This is a genomic window from Peribacillus sp. NPDC097895, assembly GCF_050277555.1.
Taxonomy (GTDB): Bacteria; Bacillota; Bacilli; order Bacillales; family DSM-1321; genus Peribacillus.
Window position 1 is genome coordinate 1,215,462 of sequence record NZ_JBNNSH010000001.1, and the last position, 16,613, is coordinate 1,232,074.

The 16,613-nt window shown below is 39.6% G+C and carries 16 protein-coding genes; 12 read left to right on the forward strand and 4 right to left on the reverse strand.

What is annotated here, in order from left to right:
• Window positions 1–95 precede the first annotated feature (95 nt).
• On the reverse strand, window positions 96–554 hold the full coding sequence (locus ACQKMH_RS05865) for a chemotaxis protein CheX (protein ID WP_427586481.1): 459 nt from the start codon (window positions 552–554) through the stop codon (window positions 96–98).
• Between the two features lie 182 nt (window positions 555–736).
• On the opposite strand from ACQKMH_RS05865, the gene ACQKMH_RS05870 reads away from it, so the two are divergent.
• The 7 genes from ACQKMH_RS05870 to ACQKMH_RS05900 all read left to right on the forward strand — a co-directional run bounded on the left by ACQKMH_RS05870 (window position 737) and on the right by ACQKMH_RS05900 (window position 9,803).
• Window positions 737–1,825, forward strand: a complete 1,089-nt coding sequence (locus ACQKMH_RS05870; protein WP_427586482.1) for a type III polyketide synthase — start codon at window positions 737–739, stop codon at window positions 1,823–1,825.
• Window positions 1,822–2,355, forward strand: coding sequence for an isoprenylcysteine carboxyl methyltransferase family protein (locus ACQKMH_RS05875; protein ID WP_427586483.1), 534 nt, complete (start codon window positions 1,822–1,824; stop codon window positions 2,353–2,355). Before ACQKMH_RS05870 ends, ACQKMH_RS05875 begins: the two co-directional genes overlap by 4 nt.
• Window positions 2,356–2,852: 497 nt before the next feature.
• A complete protein-coding gene (locus ACQKMH_RS05880) occupies window positions 2,853–6,566 on the forward strand; it encodes a dynamin family protein (RefSeq protein WP_427586484.1) in 3,714 nt (1,237 codons plus the stop codon).
• Between the two features lie 168 nt (window positions 6,567–6,734).
• A complete protein-coding gene (locus ACQKMH_RS05885; protein WP_427586485.1) occupies window positions 6,735–6,872 on the forward strand; it encodes a hypothetical protein in 138 nt (45 codons plus the stop codon).
• A gap of 134 nt (window positions 6,873–7,006) precedes the next feature.
• Entirely contained in the window at window positions 7,007–7,834 is an 828-nt protein-coding gene (locus tag ACQKMH_RS05890) for a sulfurtransferase (RefSeq protein ID WP_427586486.1), read from the forward strand.
• 85 nt (window positions 7,835–7,919) lie between these two features.
• Window positions 7,920–8,795, forward strand: coding sequence for a 5'-3' exonuclease (locus ACQKMH_RS05895; RefSeq protein WP_427586487.1), 876 nt, complete (start codon window positions 7,920–7,922; stop codon window positions 8,793–8,795).
• A gap of 729 nt (window positions 8,796–9,524) precedes the next feature.
• Complete coding sequence (locus tag ACQKMH_RS05900; RefSeq protein WP_427587522.1) at window positions 9,525–9,803, forward strand: DUF6123 family protein; 279 nt, start codon at window positions 9,525–9,527, stop codon at window positions 9,801–9,803.
• A gap of 44 nt (window positions 9,804–9,847) precedes the next feature.
• Here ACQKMH_RS05900 and ACQKMH_RS05905 read toward each other — a convergent pair whose 3' ends face one another.
• Together ACQKMH_RS05905 and ACQKMH_RS05910 are read right to left on the reverse strand one after the other, a co-directional pair.
• Entirely contained in the window at window positions 9,848–10,756 is a 909-nt protein-coding gene (locus ACQKMH_RS05905; protein ID WP_427586488.1) for a DMT family transporter, read from the reverse strand.
• Window positions 10,740–11,153: a reverse transcriptase-like protein gene (locus ACQKMH_RS05910; protein ID WP_427586489.1), complete on the reverse strand. Its 414-nt coding sequence runs from the start codon at window positions 11,151–11,153 to the stop codon at window positions 10,740–10,742. The genes ACQKMH_RS05905 and ACQKMH_RS05910 overlap by 17 nt, the downstream gene beginning before the upstream one ends.
• Before the next feature lie 227 nt (window positions 11,154–11,380).
• Here ACQKMH_RS05910 and ACQKMH_RS05915 point away from each other — a divergent pair, with 227 nt between their 5' ends.
• The 3 genes from ACQKMH_RS05915 to ACQKMH_RS05925 all read left to right on the forward strand — a co-directional run bounded on the left by ACQKMH_RS05915 (window position 11,381) and on the right by ACQKMH_RS05925 (window position 13,313).
• Complete coding sequence (locus ACQKMH_RS05915; protein WP_427586490.1) at window positions 11,381–12,061, forward strand: reverse transcriptase-like protein; 681 nt, start codon at window positions 11,381–11,383, stop codon at window positions 12,059–12,061.
• A complete protein-coding gene (locus tag ACQKMH_RS05920; protein WP_427586491.1) occupies window positions 12,058–12,243 on the forward strand; it encodes a zinc-finger domain-containing protein in 186 nt (61 codons plus the stop codon). The genes ACQKMH_RS05915 and ACQKMH_RS05920 overlap by 4 nt, the downstream gene beginning before the upstream one ends.
• 74 nt (window positions 12,244–12,317) lie before the next feature.
• A complete protein-coding gene (locus ACQKMH_RS05925) occupies window positions 12,318–13,313 on the forward strand; it encodes an HD-GYP domain-containing protein (protein WP_427586492.1) in 996 nt (331 codons plus the stop codon).
• A gap of 12 nt (window positions 13,314–13,325) precedes the next feature.
• Here the strand turns inward: ACQKMH_RS05925 and ACQKMH_RS05930 are convergent, their stop codons facing one another.
• Entirely contained in the window at window positions 13,326–13,790 is a 465-nt protein-coding gene (locus tag ACQKMH_RS05930) for an RrF2 family transcriptional regulator (protein WP_230157047.1), read from the reverse strand.
• Window positions 13,791–13,961: 171 nt separating this feature from the next.
• Between ACQKMH_RS05930 and hmpA the strand changes: the two genes are divergently transcribed.
• Together hmpA and proB are read left to right on the forward strand one after the other, a co-directional pair.
• Window positions 13,962–15,170 carry an NO-inducible flavohemoprotein gene (hmpA, locus tag ACQKMH_RS05935; protein WP_427586493.1) on the forward strand — a complete coding sequence of 403 codons (1,209 nt, stop codon included), beginning with the start codon at window positions 13,962–13,964 and terminating at the stop codon, window positions 15,168–15,170.
• Window positions 15,171–15,503: 333 nt separating this feature from the next.
• Window positions 15,504–16,592, forward strand: a complete 1,089-nt coding sequence (gene proB, locus ACQKMH_RS05940) for a glutamate 5-kinase (RefSeq protein ID WP_427586494.1) — start codon at window positions 15,504–15,506, stop codon at window positions 16,590–16,592.
• Window positions 16,593–16,613 lie beyond the last annotated feature (21 nt).

Sequence of the window (16,613 nt, forward strand, 5' to 3'; positions counted from 1 at the left end):
TCATTATTCAAGTACAAAATCAATCCACATTAAAGAAGGAAGAATGAAAGCACCCCCTTACCGATTATTAAGGTAAGGGGGGTTATTATTTATGGCTACATTTCCATCATTAAGATGATATGAATCGTACCTGCCCCATCCATTGAAATGGGTATATGGATTGCTTCGTTAAATCCATACATTTTGGTTTTGCCCACAATGACAGTAGGTGGTGTAATATCCATTATTGTATCCTCTCTAGCTAAAGAGGTGGCGACATTGCCCGCCAGCATATTGCCGAGTTCTGCAGCGAAAGATTCAAGCATTTCTCCTTCTAATGGCATGCCAAACATGCTTTCACCTATCTTGCTCATGCATCCGTTTGTACCTTCAATGATTAATCTTCCACGGATATCCCCTGTCATCCCAATGAGGACGCTAATGGACTCCTGTTCGAAAGGCTGTCTAATGAGGGATGGCTTTTGAATGTCTAAAGAGAAAGGAAGAACGGACTTGACCGCCAGAATGGTTCCGTTTAAAACTTTTGTAATTATAGCGTTGATTTCCAAATTCATTCCCCCGTTTGTATGGTTATGTTCTCTATTTTAACAATAAAATAGGTTTTATTACCTATTTTTCAAGGAAAAAAATTAAAAAAGTTACCAACTTATCAATAAATATAACCATTAAGTTAAAAAGCATAAAAGGGTTTGAGGTGGGTATATTAACCATATCAAGAATAATAAGGGGTGGGTTCATGCCATATTTATTATCTGCATCACATTTAAAGCTCCCATATTTGCTTTCACAGGAAAAAATAATGGAATTTTCGAGAGAAATATTCGGACCTTCATTTAAGAATATTGAAAGATTACTAAAGGCATTTAAGAATGGCCAAGTAGAAAATCGTTATTTTTCAAATGATCTTGATTGGTTTAAAGAGGAGCATACTTTCGCCGATCGGAATGATTTATACATCAAGCAGGCGGTCGAGTTTGGGAAAGAGGCGATAGAAAAATGTCTAGCAAACACAGAATTTTTAAAAAACGAGCTGCAGGCAAATGAACTAGATGCTTTTTTTTATATTTCAAGCACGGGGATGGCTACCCCGACCATCGATGCCAGGATAATGAATGAGCTACCATTTAACCCGCATGTCAAAAGAATTCCGATTTGGGGGCTCGGATGTGCAGGGGGAGCGAGTGGACTATCGCGTGCATTTGAATATTGCAAAGCATACCCGAACGCAAAGGTCATTGTCTTAAGTGTGGAATTATGTAGTTTGACATTTCAACGGAATGATATTTCCAAAAGTAACTTGATTGGAACCTCCCTATTTTCTGATGGAGTAAGCTGTGTTTTGGTTTGCGGTGATGAAGTGCCAGGTGAACAGTTTTCAAGAAAAGGACGTCATTTGAAATTTTTGGATTCCCAATCTACGCTTATGCCGAATTCTTTGGATGTAATGGGGTGGGATGTGAAAGACCAAGGTTTATACGTGGTCTTTTCAAAAGATATCCCTACAATCATCAAAGAGTGGCTTAAACCGAATGTTCAAGACTTTTTAATGGAGAATGGGTTGGAACTCCAGGATATAAAAGATTTCATCGCTCATCCTGGTGGAAAAAAAGTCATTGATGCTTATCACGAAGCTCTGGGATTCGATGAAAGCAAGACGGCGGAATCAATGAGTGTATTGAGGGAATATGGAAATATGTCCTCTGCTACCATATTGTATGTCTTGGAGAGATTCATGCAGCGCGGTGGAAATGAAGGTGAGTTGGGCTTGGCGGCTGCATTGGGTCCTGGATTTTCATCGGAACTTGTGTTAATGAGGTGGAAATGATGATGTTCGCCATTTTCATTATTTTGATTGCCTTACAGCGCATCGTTGAATTATATATTGCCAAACAAAATGAAAAACAGCTGAAAGTGGCCGGAGCCGTAGAATACGGTAAGTCCCATTACAGATGGATGGTACTGATGCACCTAAGTTTTTTTATAGTTCTCATCATTGAAGTGAACGTGTATGAAAGGAATATCGCTGGTCTATGGCCGATTTGGCTGACCCTTTTTCTGATTGCACAGTCAGGAAGGATCTGGGTAATCAGTTCATTGGGGAAACATTGGAATACAAAAATCATAGTGGTTCCTAATGCAGAGGTAGTCATTAAAGGTCCTTATAAATATTTTAAACATCCGAACTATATTATAGTAGCAACCGAAATTATTGTTATTTCCTTATTATTTAGTGCATATTATACAGCAATCATCTTTAGTTTATTGAATGCATGGATGATGGCAGTAAGAATTCCCCTTGAAGAGAAGGCACTAAAAGAACATACGGAATATTCTGTGGTTTTTAAGGGAAAATAATAAAAATTTAAGTTTCTTATTGAAAATGATTATCGTTCGTGATAAGATTCTAAATGAAGATGAAAATTATTCTCAATCACATATCGATAAATTTTTTAATGAACTTTAAAGCTACCCAATATATAAGAGGATGGTGTATGTAATGGTCTGGTTATTCATTATATTGACAATCGCTACATATAGTTTTGTGATGAAACATGTATTAAAAAATATTCAAAAACCTGCAAAGGCAGTAAAAACTTTTAGAGAGTCATCCGTGGAAAGCCAAGCTGCATTTAATCCCACCCCTACAACCAGGTAAACAACCTGGTTTTTTTTGTGCATTCAAGACTCATAACCAAGGTATATTCAAACGATTTGAATCCACCTTGAGTGGTTTTTTGAACATGGCCTGTAAAGATTCATATAGTAAAACTAAAAGCTGACGGTATGAATAATGAACGAAATCGTTTACAATAAGAGTATTAAAATGACGATAGATTAAGGGGTATGGATTCATGATTCAAGAAACATTAAAACAACAGTCTAAATTGGGGATTTTGACTGCCATGTATGAGAAATTTCAATCGGCAGGTGATACAGGCAATGCTGATAAACTGAAACAGTTAATCATGAAAGTGAATAAAGAGGAGTTCATCATTGCTTTTTGCGGGCATTTTTCTGCTGGAAAATCAAGTATGATCAACTTTCTTCTTGATGATCAAGTATTGCCTTCAAGTCCTATTCCAACAAGTGCCAATACGGTTAAAGTCCAAAAAGGTGAAGATTATGCCAAAGTCTTTTATCATAATCAGCCGCCTGTCCTGTTTCCTGCACCTTATGATTTTAAAGAGGTCAAGAAATTTGCCAAGGATGGTGATTCAGTATCGGCAATAACAATAAGTTCCAAGCATTTTTCGCTTCCGGATTCATGTGCGATCATGGATACGCCAGGAATCGATTCGACAGATGATGCACATAGAGTATCTACGGAATCTGCCTTGCATCTTGCAGATGTCGTCTTCTATGTTATGGATTATAATCACGTACAATCAGAAGTGAACTTCCTTTTCACCAAAGAATTGTTAGAGGCTGAAAAACCGACATACTTAATTATTAATATGATTGATAAGCATGATGAGAACGAGCTTAGCTTTCAAGACTTCAAACTCTCCGTTTCTGAAGCATTTTCGAACTGGAATGTATATCCTGATGGGATCTTTTATACGTCTGTAAGAGATTTGAACAATAGCGAAAATGAAATAGAAGTGGTCCGGAAATTTATATATGAAATGGCAGGCAAAGGTCAAAGTGATGGGAAAGATGCCATCATGCAATCGGCTAATGCCCTTGTGGAAAGGCATCTCAGTTGGCTGAAGGAGCAGTATGAAGAGGAACATGCCGATGATTTTGAAGTATTGGCAGAACTTCCTCATGAAGAGCGAATTCACCTGACGAATCAAGTGGACAGCCTATTAAAAGAAAAAAAATCATTAACTGGACGTATAGAGGGTATCAAGGATCAATATGCAGATGCATTAGAAACAATTTTGAAAAGTGCGTACATCATGCCCGCGGCTACACGGGACCTAGGTGAATCTTTCTTGGAGTCGGCACAGCCGGATTTTAAAATGGGATTATTATTTGCCAAGAAAAAAACGGAAGCCGAGCGTGAGATACGTATCAAAGCGTTCTTGTCGGATTTACAAGAAAAGGTGAAAACCCAGCTTGAATGGCATCTTAAGGAGTTAGCGGTTAAAACACTTAATCAAGCGGAAATCCATGATTCAGCACTTGAAAGTAAGGCTCAGTCACTTCAGATAGAGGTAACGGAAGCTTACATAAAAAACTCCTTGAAGCCTCAAGTTGATATTACTGGTGAATACGTCTTAAACTACACGAATGATTTGGCCTCAGCCATCAAAAAGAAAGCCCGTGATATTTCAGAAGAATTTTTGAATAATGTGGTTGCCGTTATGGAAGGAATGGTGGAACAGCAGTCTATATCCATCGATAAGGAGCTTGAAGGTTTTTCTGAATTTGCGGAAGCCCTTAAAGTTACTGCGGCATGGAACGCGGAAATCGAGTTCCAAACGGAACGATTTGAGGCCATTGCCAACCAAACTGAATCATTAGTCGATGAACGCGATATCGATATGCTTTTAACACAATGGAACGAAGAAGAAAAAAATATTACAGTCAAAATCATGAATACCGATGAAGGAAGTACTTCAATGCCCGTCAACGTACACCCTGAGACGGATCACGATAAAGAAAACAAGGAAGCTGTACCATCTGTGACTGTTTCTTCATCGGATGCTCCTGATTTACGCGGCAAGGAAAAGCTGATGGAAACATCAACGAGTTTACAGCAGGCGGCAAAGCTGATTCAACCGTTGAGAGGGTTTCAGTCACTTTACAAGGAATTGACAGATAAGGCAAAACGCTTGGAACAGCAGACTTTCACGGTTGCTCTTTTCGGAGCATTCAGTGCGGGTAAATCTTCCTTTGCCAATGCGTTAATGGGAGAAAGCGTCCTTCCTGTTTCACCTAATCCGACCACTGCTGCAATCAATAAAATCATGTCTTCCGACGCTGAGCATCCACATGGCACAGCAACCGTCAAATTAAAGACAGAAGCAATGTTGCTAGAAGATGTAAGCCTGGCTTTAGCTGCTTTTGATAAATCAGCAAAGACACTGGATGAAGCCCATCATTTAGCAGGGCAAATCATTGAAAAAGCAGGGGAAGTGGATAAAGGGAAAACACATTTATCCTTCCTTAGGGCTTTTCATCAAGGAATGCCCCTGCACAAAAATGATTTAGGAAATGTAGTCACCGTTGATCTTGAAGGGTTTAAACGTTTTGCTGCAGAAGAATCCAAGTCGTGTCTTGTTGATTTGATTGAATTACGTTATGACTGTGAAATGACAAAACAAGGGATGGTGCTTGTTGACACTCCAGGGGCGGATTCGATAAATGCCCGTCATACAGGCGCTGCTTTTGAATATATCAAGAATTCTGACGCCATCCTTTTTGTGACCTATTACAATCATCCATTTTCCCGTGCAGATAGGGAGTTCTTGATACAGCTTGGACGTGTGAAAGATTCTTTCGCCATGGATAAGATGTTCTTTATTGTCAATGCGGTCGATCTTGCACAAACAACTGATGAATTGGACGAAGTGATGGATTATGTTACAGATCAATTGAATGGATTCGGTATCCGTTTTCCAAAACTGTTCCCGCTTACTAGTAAAGGAGCGTTGATGGAAAAACAAACGCCTGGTTCATTTAAGCATTCGTTCCTTCCGAATAGCGGAATTTCAGCATTCCAAAACCAGTTCGATTCTTTCATCGAAAACGATTTAACTGGTCTTGCCATTGAATCAGCTAAAGCGGCTGTAAAAAGAACGGAAGAACTGCTCCGTGATGTGATTACAGCTTCCAAGCAGGATGAAAAAGCGAAACGAAAAGCCCTGGAGTCCCTTTCTGGTGAGGCACAAGCCATTACGGAACTTCTCTCCATCATAAAAGGAGATGCAGAAAAACAACGCTTGAAAAAAGAAATAGATGAATTGACTTTCTATAGCAAACAACGAGTCTTTTTCCGGTTTAATGATTTCTTCAAAGAATCGTTTAATCCAGCCGTTTTAAAGGATGATGGAGGAGATCTGAAAATCGTCCTCAAGCAAGCCCTTAATAACCTATTGGGTGCGGTAGGCTTTGACCTTGCCCAGGAAATGCGGGCGACAGCCTTAAGGACAGAAATGTTCGTAAATAAATTATTGAATGAAAAGCAAAGCGGTTTGCTTTTGCAAATGCAAAAAGTAAGAAAAACACTATCATTACAGCCATATGAACCAAATGATAGGGAGTCCCTTGAATTTACTGGTGCTTTTGACCAATTGGATACGGGGGAATTCAAAAAGGAATTGTCGTTATTTAAAAATCCAAAGTCTTTCTTTGAAAAAAATGAGAAAGTGAAAATGAGTGAAGGACTTCAGAAGCGTCTGGATGAACCTGCCCTAGTGTTCGTGAAAGAGCAGGGTGAACGGATTTTCGATATGTATAAAGATGTACTTGATCAAGAGTTACTGGCGATTCAAGAAGAGTATAAGACGGAAATAGCGGATATCTTTGCAGGTTTACGTGCAGCTTTGGAAGAAAAGGTCGATATACCTTATTATGAAAAAGCAGTAGCGGAATTGGCAAAAATGCATTCGAAATAGTAACAAGGTTCCATTCATGAAAGAAATCCTTATTTCTCGATTGAGATACCTAGAAAAGCAAGAGAATATGACCGTATTGATGGCTGCTGTTACTGGCAGCCATTCTTTTGGTTTCCTATATGTTCATAAAGATAAACAAACATACCTCAGGTTGAGCAGCCCGTTCAAGTGATTCAATGGAAAGCAGGCTTATACGAAGGCTGGGATTTATTTAAATCCTCCAGTCTTACGGTAATAATCCGTTGTGAATTGGTTGATTTAGATTTGATGGATCAAATTGATAACGAGGATGGCACGTATATTTAGGGCTAAACAAAAAGAAGGATGCACAATCAACAAGGAAAGTGAAAAGAATCTTTCGTTATTAGAAGGGAAATCACTTTCCTTAAAGAATGAAATAAATAAGCTGCTTAATCAATATGAAATAGGGGGAAATACAGATGGGGTATATAATGGAAAAAGAAGAACTGTTGCCGTTGGTGAATTCAGTAGATATCAGAATATGTGACTGTCGCTTTAAGCTAGGTTCTCCTGATGTAGGGTATAGTGAATACGAAAAAGACCATATTACCGGTGCAGTTTATTTCGATCTTGAAAAAGACTTATCAGGGGATGTTCAAGAACATGGCGGGAGACATCCTCTTCCTGATCTAAAAACGTTTAAAGATAAACTGGAATCCAAGGGAATATCCAATGATACGATACTTGTTGCTTATGATGGAGGGGAAGGCTCCTTTGCTTCGAGGTTTGTCTGGCTCCTGAGCTATCTCGGACATCAGCAAGTGTATGTACTTAACGGCGGATATCAGGCCTGGAAGGATGCGGGCTACCCGATTGACACGAATCCAAAAGAGTATACTTCAACAGAATATCAAATAGATTTGAATGAAAACGTTTTTGCATCTTATGAAAAAGTGAAGGATTATACAATGAAGAGGCCTGGTGATACCGTATTAATCGATTCAAGGGAATCTAAAAGGTTCGAGGGAATCGAGGAGCCGATTGATAAAAAAGCCGGACATATACCTGGTGCAGTCAATAAGGTGTGGACGAAGGTTCTGGAAAATGGCTATTATAAGAAAAAGGAAGATCTTCAGGCTAATTTCACAGACATCGGCAAGGGTAAAGAAATCATTGTATATTGTGGGTCAGGTGTAACCGCATCTCCCAATTACGTCGCTTTGAAAGAAGCGGGCTTTAAAGATGTTCGAATATATATTGGCAGTTTCAGTGACTGGATTTCCTATGATGATAATCCTATTGACTGATATTGTTTCCAATTAAACGTCCCTTAACAAAGTGGACAGGTATGTTAAAATGGAAGTACATCATGATAGAGGTGATAATGTGTTAATGAAAGAAAATGAGCAGCATCCTTCCTTTATACTTGTCGATGGGATGGCGCTATTATTTAGAGCTTTTTATGCAACGGCAGTTACTGGTCAGTTCATGATTAACTCAAAAGGCATTCCGACTAATGCCGTTCAAGGATTTTTGAAACATATGCTGACGGCGGTGAATCATTTTTCACCTAGTCATGTAGCAGTTTGCTGGGATATGGGCAGCAAAACTTTTCGTAATGAATTATTTGATGGATACAAGGCTAATCGTTCAGAAGCTCCAGTCGAAATGATCCCTCAATTCGACTTGGCGAAAAAAGCGGTTGAAGCGTTTGATATTCCGAACATAGGGCTCTCCGGATTTGAAGCGGATGACTGTATCGGGACGATTGCGAAGGCATCTGCCCAACATAGCCGAGTGGGTATTTTGACAGGCGATCAAGATATGCTCCAGTTAATAGATGAAAACATTTCCGTACTTTTGTTGAAAAAAGGGTATGGTAATTATGAAGTGCATAATCCCGATAGCTTTTTTGAGTGGAAAGGGATCACGCCAAGACAAATGATCGATTTAAAGGCTCTAATGGGTGATACAGCTGATAACTATCCCGGAGTTAAAGGAATTGGGGAGAAGACAGCGTTGAAATTATTGATTCAGTACCAAAGTATTGAAGGGATTCTTGAAAATGTAGCTTCATTGACGAATGGCCAGCGAGCTAAGATTGAAGCCGCCGTCGATATGCTACATTTATCCAGACAACTTGCAGAAATAAAATGTGACGTACCCGTTTCATGTTCTTTGGATGAAGCGGTCTATCAGTATGATCGTGAGAAGGTCAAAAGTCTGGCAAGGGATCATGAATTCAGGGCTTTACTGCGTATGATTTAATATTGGTACAAAGGGAGCTTCCCTTGGGCAGCTCCTCAGACTGTAGACAAACTCGATGAAAATCGAGTTTGCCTACAGTTTTTTTTTGCTTTTATAATTTAATCGTTGATTTTCCTCCAGGCACTCGCTTTCAGCGGGCGGTCCGGGAGCCTCTTCGGCTTGCGCCTGCGGGGTCTCCCGCAGACGCGCTTTTCCCGTAGGAGTCTCGTACCTTCCGTTCCAATCAACTTTGTTTTAATTTTTAAATGATTACATTAGAACAACTGATGCCGACGAACCATTTGGTTAGTAAAATCGAGGCAGCCAGAAAGTTGGAAAACCCTAAGCCTTTGCCACGGATCCAGCTAATAAAATCCCAGCCATTACAAGCTATCTATTGGGAAAAGAATTTACAACGGATTTACCCCACGTGCTCGCACAAAAGAGGGTTTTTTGGGCAAAAAAGACTATATTTACGATTAATATTTTAAGTGTTACCTTTGCCCTTCGTGCTAGATTGTAATGTATTCAATAAAAAAAAGAGGGCTATTGGGAGTGCAAATCTCAAAAAAACAAAAGGAATTTCAAAAAGGGTACGGAATTTTTTATTCCGCCCCCCTTTTGTCTACAAACTGAGGAGCTTCCCAAAGGGAGCTCCTTTAATTTGCAGGGTGAATTTTTTGTCGAAAAATGGATAGTCAAAATCTTTTATTTACGGTAAGATGAAAATAAGGCAAGAATGATGGAGTGATGCAAAAAGTGGGGAAATCAACTGAAGAGTATGTTAGTTTTTTAGAAGGTAAGGGGTTCACTTTCGGTAATGACGCCATTGGTTTTATTTATTTTGGTAAGCGCTACACGGACGCCAGTGATATATTAGTCAATGCAGCAATAGAATTGACTTTGAAGGTTCAGAAGAATTTTGATGGTAGCTTTTATATCTCCTTTTTGGAAAATTTAAAACAAAATGGCATAGAAACACGTAGCGCAGCGGTATTGTTTGCAAAAGAACAGGGGTTGCTTAAATAAATCGGACTTCGTTATTTTGAAGTCCGATTTATTTATTTAGATCTTCAAGAAAACTCCTGTGTTATCGTTTTCTTTTTCTTCGAAGGCAGCTCAGCAAGAATCATCCCCAAGAAAATGAATGCGCATCCGATGATGGAAGCGGTAGTCAATTTTTCCCCAATCAGTATGTATGAGGATAAAGCAGCAAAAACAGGTTCCATTGAAAAGATCAATGCCACTCTTGTAGGCGTCGTATAGGCTTGGAAAAAGGTTTGAGCGAAAAAAGCGAACGCCGTCGCAAGTGCTGCCGTGACAAGTAAAGCAGTCCAGACGTCTTTCTGTAACATGACCTCCGTGCTGAAGATGACAGAATGATTCTCTTTGAAAATCAAGGCTGAAACAAAGGATAATAAAGATACGGTAGAAATCTGTATCAGCGTCAACGGTAAAGCGGGAAGCGTCTTGGCATACCTAGCTGTTGTAATGATCTGCATGGCAAAACTTATTGCGCATAAGAATACCAGTAAATCACCGATGTTCAAATTTGACCTGTCAGCGAAGGTCATTAAATAGAGCCCAACTGTTGCGGCTGCAACACCCAATACTGTATTGCGGGAAAGCCTATGCTTTAAAAGCAACAGAGAAAAAACAGGTACCATGACAACACTTAATCCCGTTATGAAACCCGTCTTCGCTGGTGTTGTATAATTCAATCCGACCGTTTGAAAACCATAACCAAGAAAAAGCCAAACCCCGATATGAATTCCTGCTTTAAAAAGGCCTTTATTCCAAGTCTTTCCCCTATTGCGAAAAGTCAATGAATATGGGATGAGCAATAAAATTAAGGCCATGAAGAAACGGACTGCATTAAATGTGAAGGGGTCAAGAAATGACAAGGCGTTTTGAACCATGACAAAAGTGACACCCCAGATAAATACAACGAATAATAATGAAATATCAGCTGTCTTGTTCATGGACTTCCTCAATCTTATTTAATCGTATCGCTCGCCTAGCCAACTCATCAGCGGACTTGTTTTCGAGATTTGGAATCCATTTCATGAAAAATAACTCAAGCTCGTCGGAAAGGATAAGCGCTCGATCAAGTAATGGGGCGTACTTATTTTTTGCAAATCTTTTTTCAATGGCCTGGTTGATGGCTTGGGAATCAGTCCGAAAAGAAACCACTTGATATTTATTGGCTACACAAATTTCCAGTGCTTTAATTAAAGCATGGTACTCCGCTTCATGGTTTTCCATCATTCCAAGCGGAATGGAATGCCGCTCGACCACTCCGTTATTATTGATGAAAACACCTGCACCGCTCGGACCTGGATTGCCCGCACTGGCACCATCAATATACACTTCAATCATGATGTGCTCCTCCTTTTCGTTTAAGTTGTTAATATGCTATGATTAAAAACTGTTTCATATAAAAATATTAAGATTGAAACATGAGAATTTCAGGCTGATAAGGGAACTATAATTAAAGAAGTGATTCAATTGCTTACATTATATTATAAATGGTATTACGAAAGATAGGTATCAAAATTGTACGACTGTACTGCTTGAATAGTGAGATGATAAGGAGTTGGAAATCTTTGAAGGTAATTATGCAATGGACATATCATGCTTCAAAAAAACCATCCGCCGATTTCGTTTCGGATTGGCTTGATGCCGGTATTGCACTAGTCATTACAGAAGACCTTGAAAAGGCAGGCAGGCTGAAAGAAGTGGAATTCAAGGATGAATTCGATACAACATGGACAAAGAAGGAGTTAAAGAAACTCTTAACGGAAGTTGAGGAAGAACCGCAGGATGTGACGGTTTATTTTGATGGTGGTTATCAAAAAGCAGAAGGGGTGGCGGGAATTGGTGTAGCCATTTACTTTCGTCAAGGTAAAAAGTTTTGGCGTTTACGCACTAATGTAAAACTGGAGCAATTCGAATCCAATAACGAAGCGGAATATGCAGCCTTTCATGAAGCCGTTAGGCAGATGGACGAACTTGGGGTCCATCACCAAAGCTGTGTATTTAAAGGGGATTCGCTTGTTGTATTAAATCAACTTTCCGGTGAATGGCCCTGTATGGAAGAAAACTTAAATAAATGGCTGGACCGAATAGAAGCGAAACTGGATAAGTTAAAGATCATCCCGGTCTACAAGCCAATTTCACGCAAAGAGAATCAGGAGGCAGATCGCCTGGCCACTCTAGCGTTACAGGGAAAAGCCATTTTCAGCAAATCAGAAATAGCTGAGTCAAAGGAGCCATATCAACAATGAACAGGAAAAGAATATATGAAGAAGTAGAAGATGTACTCGCTTCATTTTGCCAAGATTGTTTTTTACGAAAACATTTTCGAAAAGAGAAGGGGCGTTCTTATGCCCACCAGTTCTGTATATCAGAATGTACAGTTGGTGAGAAGTTAAAACAGCTAGGCAATGAACTTAGCGACCGCTCGTAAATATATAAAACTGTTTATATAAATACACGACTGTATGAAGGATATGGTATTATAGGTAAAAAATAGAGAAAAGTGTGAGGGCGCTGAAGAATAGAAAAGGGAAGCTGAATAGTAAATGGATTTCACCTCTTACGATCCCTGAAATTGATTTCATATTGAAAAAAATGAATAAAGGGAAAGAAAGTGAACCCGCTTTAACTGAATATCATGTGCAACCTAAAGTGAAAATCCATAAAAGAATCAACGAAGCTTCTGTTCAAATCAAAAAAATCTTATCCGATATTCGTAATGAAGGAAACATACAGCAGAAATCGGTTGAAGTAATTAAGTCGAAAATTGCACCTGTCATTGCGGAGACTGCAAAGAATCCGGATATTTATTACCTTTTCGAAGAGATGCAAACAAAGAACGAGTACACTTATAACCATAATATCGGGGTCGGGATCATTGCCACTTATCTAGGGATGAAGCTTGGATTATCGAAAGAAAGCCTTTCCGAACTGACATTGGCCGCCACTCTGCATGACGTGGGCAAAACAAGGATTCCCGAGAGTATATTGGAAAAACCGGGGAAATTGACAGCGACAGAATATGAAGAAATGAAGCGCCATACCATTTATGGGTATGAGTTACTTAAAAATATCCCTGACATTCCGCCATCAATTGCATTATCGGCCCTTCAGCACCATGAACGGGAAGATGGGCAAGGCTATCCACTTAGACTGAAGGGGAATGATATTCATCATCATTCGAAAATCGTGGCAATAGCTGATGTATTCCATGCAATGTCATCAAATCGTGTCTATCATCAGGCAATGCCATTTTATAGGGTGATCGAGCAAATGAACCGTGATATGTTCGGTAAATTCAATCCTGAAATCTTGCTGGCGTTTGTAAACCAATTAATGTCCACCCTGGTTGGAAAAGAAGTCATGCTTACTAATGAACGACTCGGGACGATCATTATGATCAATCCATACGATCCCCTTAAAGTTTTAATGAAAACAAGTACAGGGATCATAGATTTACGAATGGAAAAGGAAATGCAGATCGAACGAATCATAGGTTAAAAAAAAGCCCGATTATAAGAAATCGGGCTCTTGGTCATTATGCTTTACCGAATCGAAATAGGCTTTGAGCATCACTTTATTTTCGCTGAAGTCTGCAATCGTATATTGGTCAAGGACCTGTAGAAAAGCGTCCAAGGCATTATTCAGGACAAATTTCAAAGAACAAACAGGAGAAATCACACAATTATCGTGATCTTTAAAGCATTCCACTAAATAAAAATCCTCCTCGGTCTTCCGTACCAGTTCACCTACATTTATTTCAGCGGGTGATTTTGCAAGCCGGAAACCGCCATTTCTTCCACGTATCGTCTCTATATATCCTAATTTCCCCAGATTATGAACAATCTTCATCAAATGATTTTTAGATAGTTGATAAACCTCTGAAATTTCTTTTATATTGGATAATTTGCTTTGGTCGTGGGAAGCTAGGTAAATCAACACTCTAAGTGAGTAATCGGAATAACTCGTCAACCTCATGTTTTATCGCCTCACATTCTATCCCCATTTGACTATATCATAAATGTGAACATTTTATAAACATGAAAACTTATTATTTGAAAAGATGTATTAGAAATATTGCTTTAAATGCAAATTCGCTTTAATATAAACATGTATTTAAAATACTTGTTAATGAAGAGAGGTATATCTATGCTATCCCAGAAAACGATCGATATTATCAAATCCACTGTACCTGTTTTAGAAGTACATGGTACAACTATAACAACTGTATTCTACAAAAATCTTTTCGAAGCACATCCTGAATTATTAAATATTTTCAATCACGCCAATCAGAAAAAAGGGCGCCAGCAAACTGCACTTTCCAACACGGTTTTGGCTGCAGCTAAACATATAGATCAACTTGAAACGATTTTACCTGTCGTGAAGCAAATAGCACAAAAACACAGAAGTCTCGCAGTTAAACCGGAACATTATCCCATTGTAGGACAATATCTATTAGGTGCTATCAAGGAAGTATTACAAGATGCAGCTACAGAAGAAATCCTCCAAGCTTGGGGAGAGGCCTATGGAGTCATTGCCGATGTATTCATTAGCATCGAAAAGGAAATGTACGACCAAGCTTCCAATCAGGTCGGTGGTTGGTCGGATTTCAAACCATTCACTGTGGTTGAAAAAGTACGAGAAAGTGATGTAATCACTTCCTTTTATTTAAAGTCATCAAATGGAGAGGAGGTTCCATCATTTCTTCCTGGACAATATATCACCGTTCGTATCGAGATACCAGGTGAACGCTATTTATTCAACCGTCAATATAGTTTGTCCGATGTACCAGGAAAAGATTACTTCCGGATTTCCGTTAAAAAAGAAAAGCCGGGAACCTCTCCTGATGGTAGGGTCTCTAACTACTTGCATGAATCCATTCAGATGGGCGACAGTATAGACGTAACGGCTCCTGCGGGTGATTTCACGATCGATTTGGAAAAACGAACACCTGCAGTATTCTTGAGCGGAGGCGTTGGCATAACACCTTTCATGAGTATGGTCCATGCCGTAGCTGAACAAAAACCTGATCGTGATGTCCAATTCATTCATGCGTCTGATAATGGTAATTTACAGCCGTTTAGAATGGAACTAATGGATCTCAAACACAAGCTTGCCAGCTATCAATTATCCTTTGTTTTTAAAAATCCGAGTGAGGATGATAAGAACATGCCGAATTTTGAGAAGGAAGGGTATATCGATAAGGAATTATTGAGCCGTCATGTAAAACCTGAAGCTGATTATTATGTGTGTGGTCCTGTTCCTTTCATGAAAGCCATCATCACTTACCTAAAAGAGTTAGGGATCGACTCGGATAAAATTCACTATGAGTTCTTTGGACCGGCCATAGCTTTATAAGGTTCATTCATCGTAGGAATGTTATTGACATCAAGAAGATAATTTAGCATACTATATTAAAACCATGAACGTTGAGAGAAGATTAGTATGCGAGAATTACTGTGACAGAGAGCGGCGTCAATTGCTGGAAGACCCGCGACAGGAAAGCGCAGAACCTGCTTCTTGAGTCCTATGCAAAACATAGGCGCAGATCCTGGCGTTATCAGGCAAAGTGGAATGCATCAACTTGCATTCAATGAAGGTGGTACCACGGAGAGAAGCCCTTTTCGTCCTTATTTCAAGGATGAAAAGGGCTTTTTTTCATGTCTATGCTATTTATTGGAGGAAAAATCGATGGAAAAGAAGCGCATCGTTGTAAAGATAGGAAGTAGTTCTTTAACGAATACACAAGGTGAAATCGACCAAGACAAATTTTCCGATCATATCCAGGCTGTGGCAGCATTAAGGAAAGCGGGACATGAAGTGGTCCTTGTTTCATCAGGTGCGGTAGCGACAGGTTTTCGCAAGCTGGGATATCCTACGAGACCTGTCACTCTTAAAGGGAAGCAAGCGGCTGCAGCTGTAGGACAAAGCCTATTAATACAGTCATATATGGAACAATTAGGGCACTTTGGAATCGTTCCAGCGCAGATTTTATTGACACGGAAAGATTTCTCGAAAAAAGATCGATATAAAAATGCATATGCAACATTAATGGAATTGCTTGAACGCGGCATACTTCCGATTATTAATGAAAACGATACGGTATCGGTCGAAGAGTTGACATTCGGTGACAATGATATGCTTTCAGCCCTAGTGAGCGGGTTGGTTCACGCTAACCATTTGATCATTTTAACGGATATTAATGGGCTTTATGATTCCAATCCCCAAACAAATCCAAGTGCCAAACGGTTGGATAAGCTTTCCGAAGTTACGGCGGATTTATTGCAAATGGCCGAAGGAGCTGGTTCCAGTGTTGGTACAGGTGGAATGAAATCGAAGCTGATTGCAGCTCAAACAGCACTGTCTCTGGGAGTGAAAGTATTTATCGGATCTGGTGCAGGGAGTGAAAAACTTCTTACGATCCTGGAGGGCAATGGTGATGGCACCTATATCGGCAATGATGTCTTGACGACTGTAACGAAAAACAAACAGTGGATCTCCCTTCATTCACAAGTATCCGGGAAAATATTCATTGATGAAGGTGCTGAAAAGGCTTTAGTTTCAAATGGCAGCAGTCTATTACCGGCTGGGATTTATGAAATTAAAGGTGTTTTCAGCAAGGGGGATGTCGTCGAGGTCTATGGTGCAAATGGATTATTGGGACGGGGGGAGGTTCTTTATTCTGACGAACAATTAAAACAGGCTATGGGCAAACGGACAACCGAGCTTGTGTTCACATCCATAGAGGTCATCCACCGCGATAAATGGGTGAAAGCATAGGGAAAGATCAATTTTAGCGAA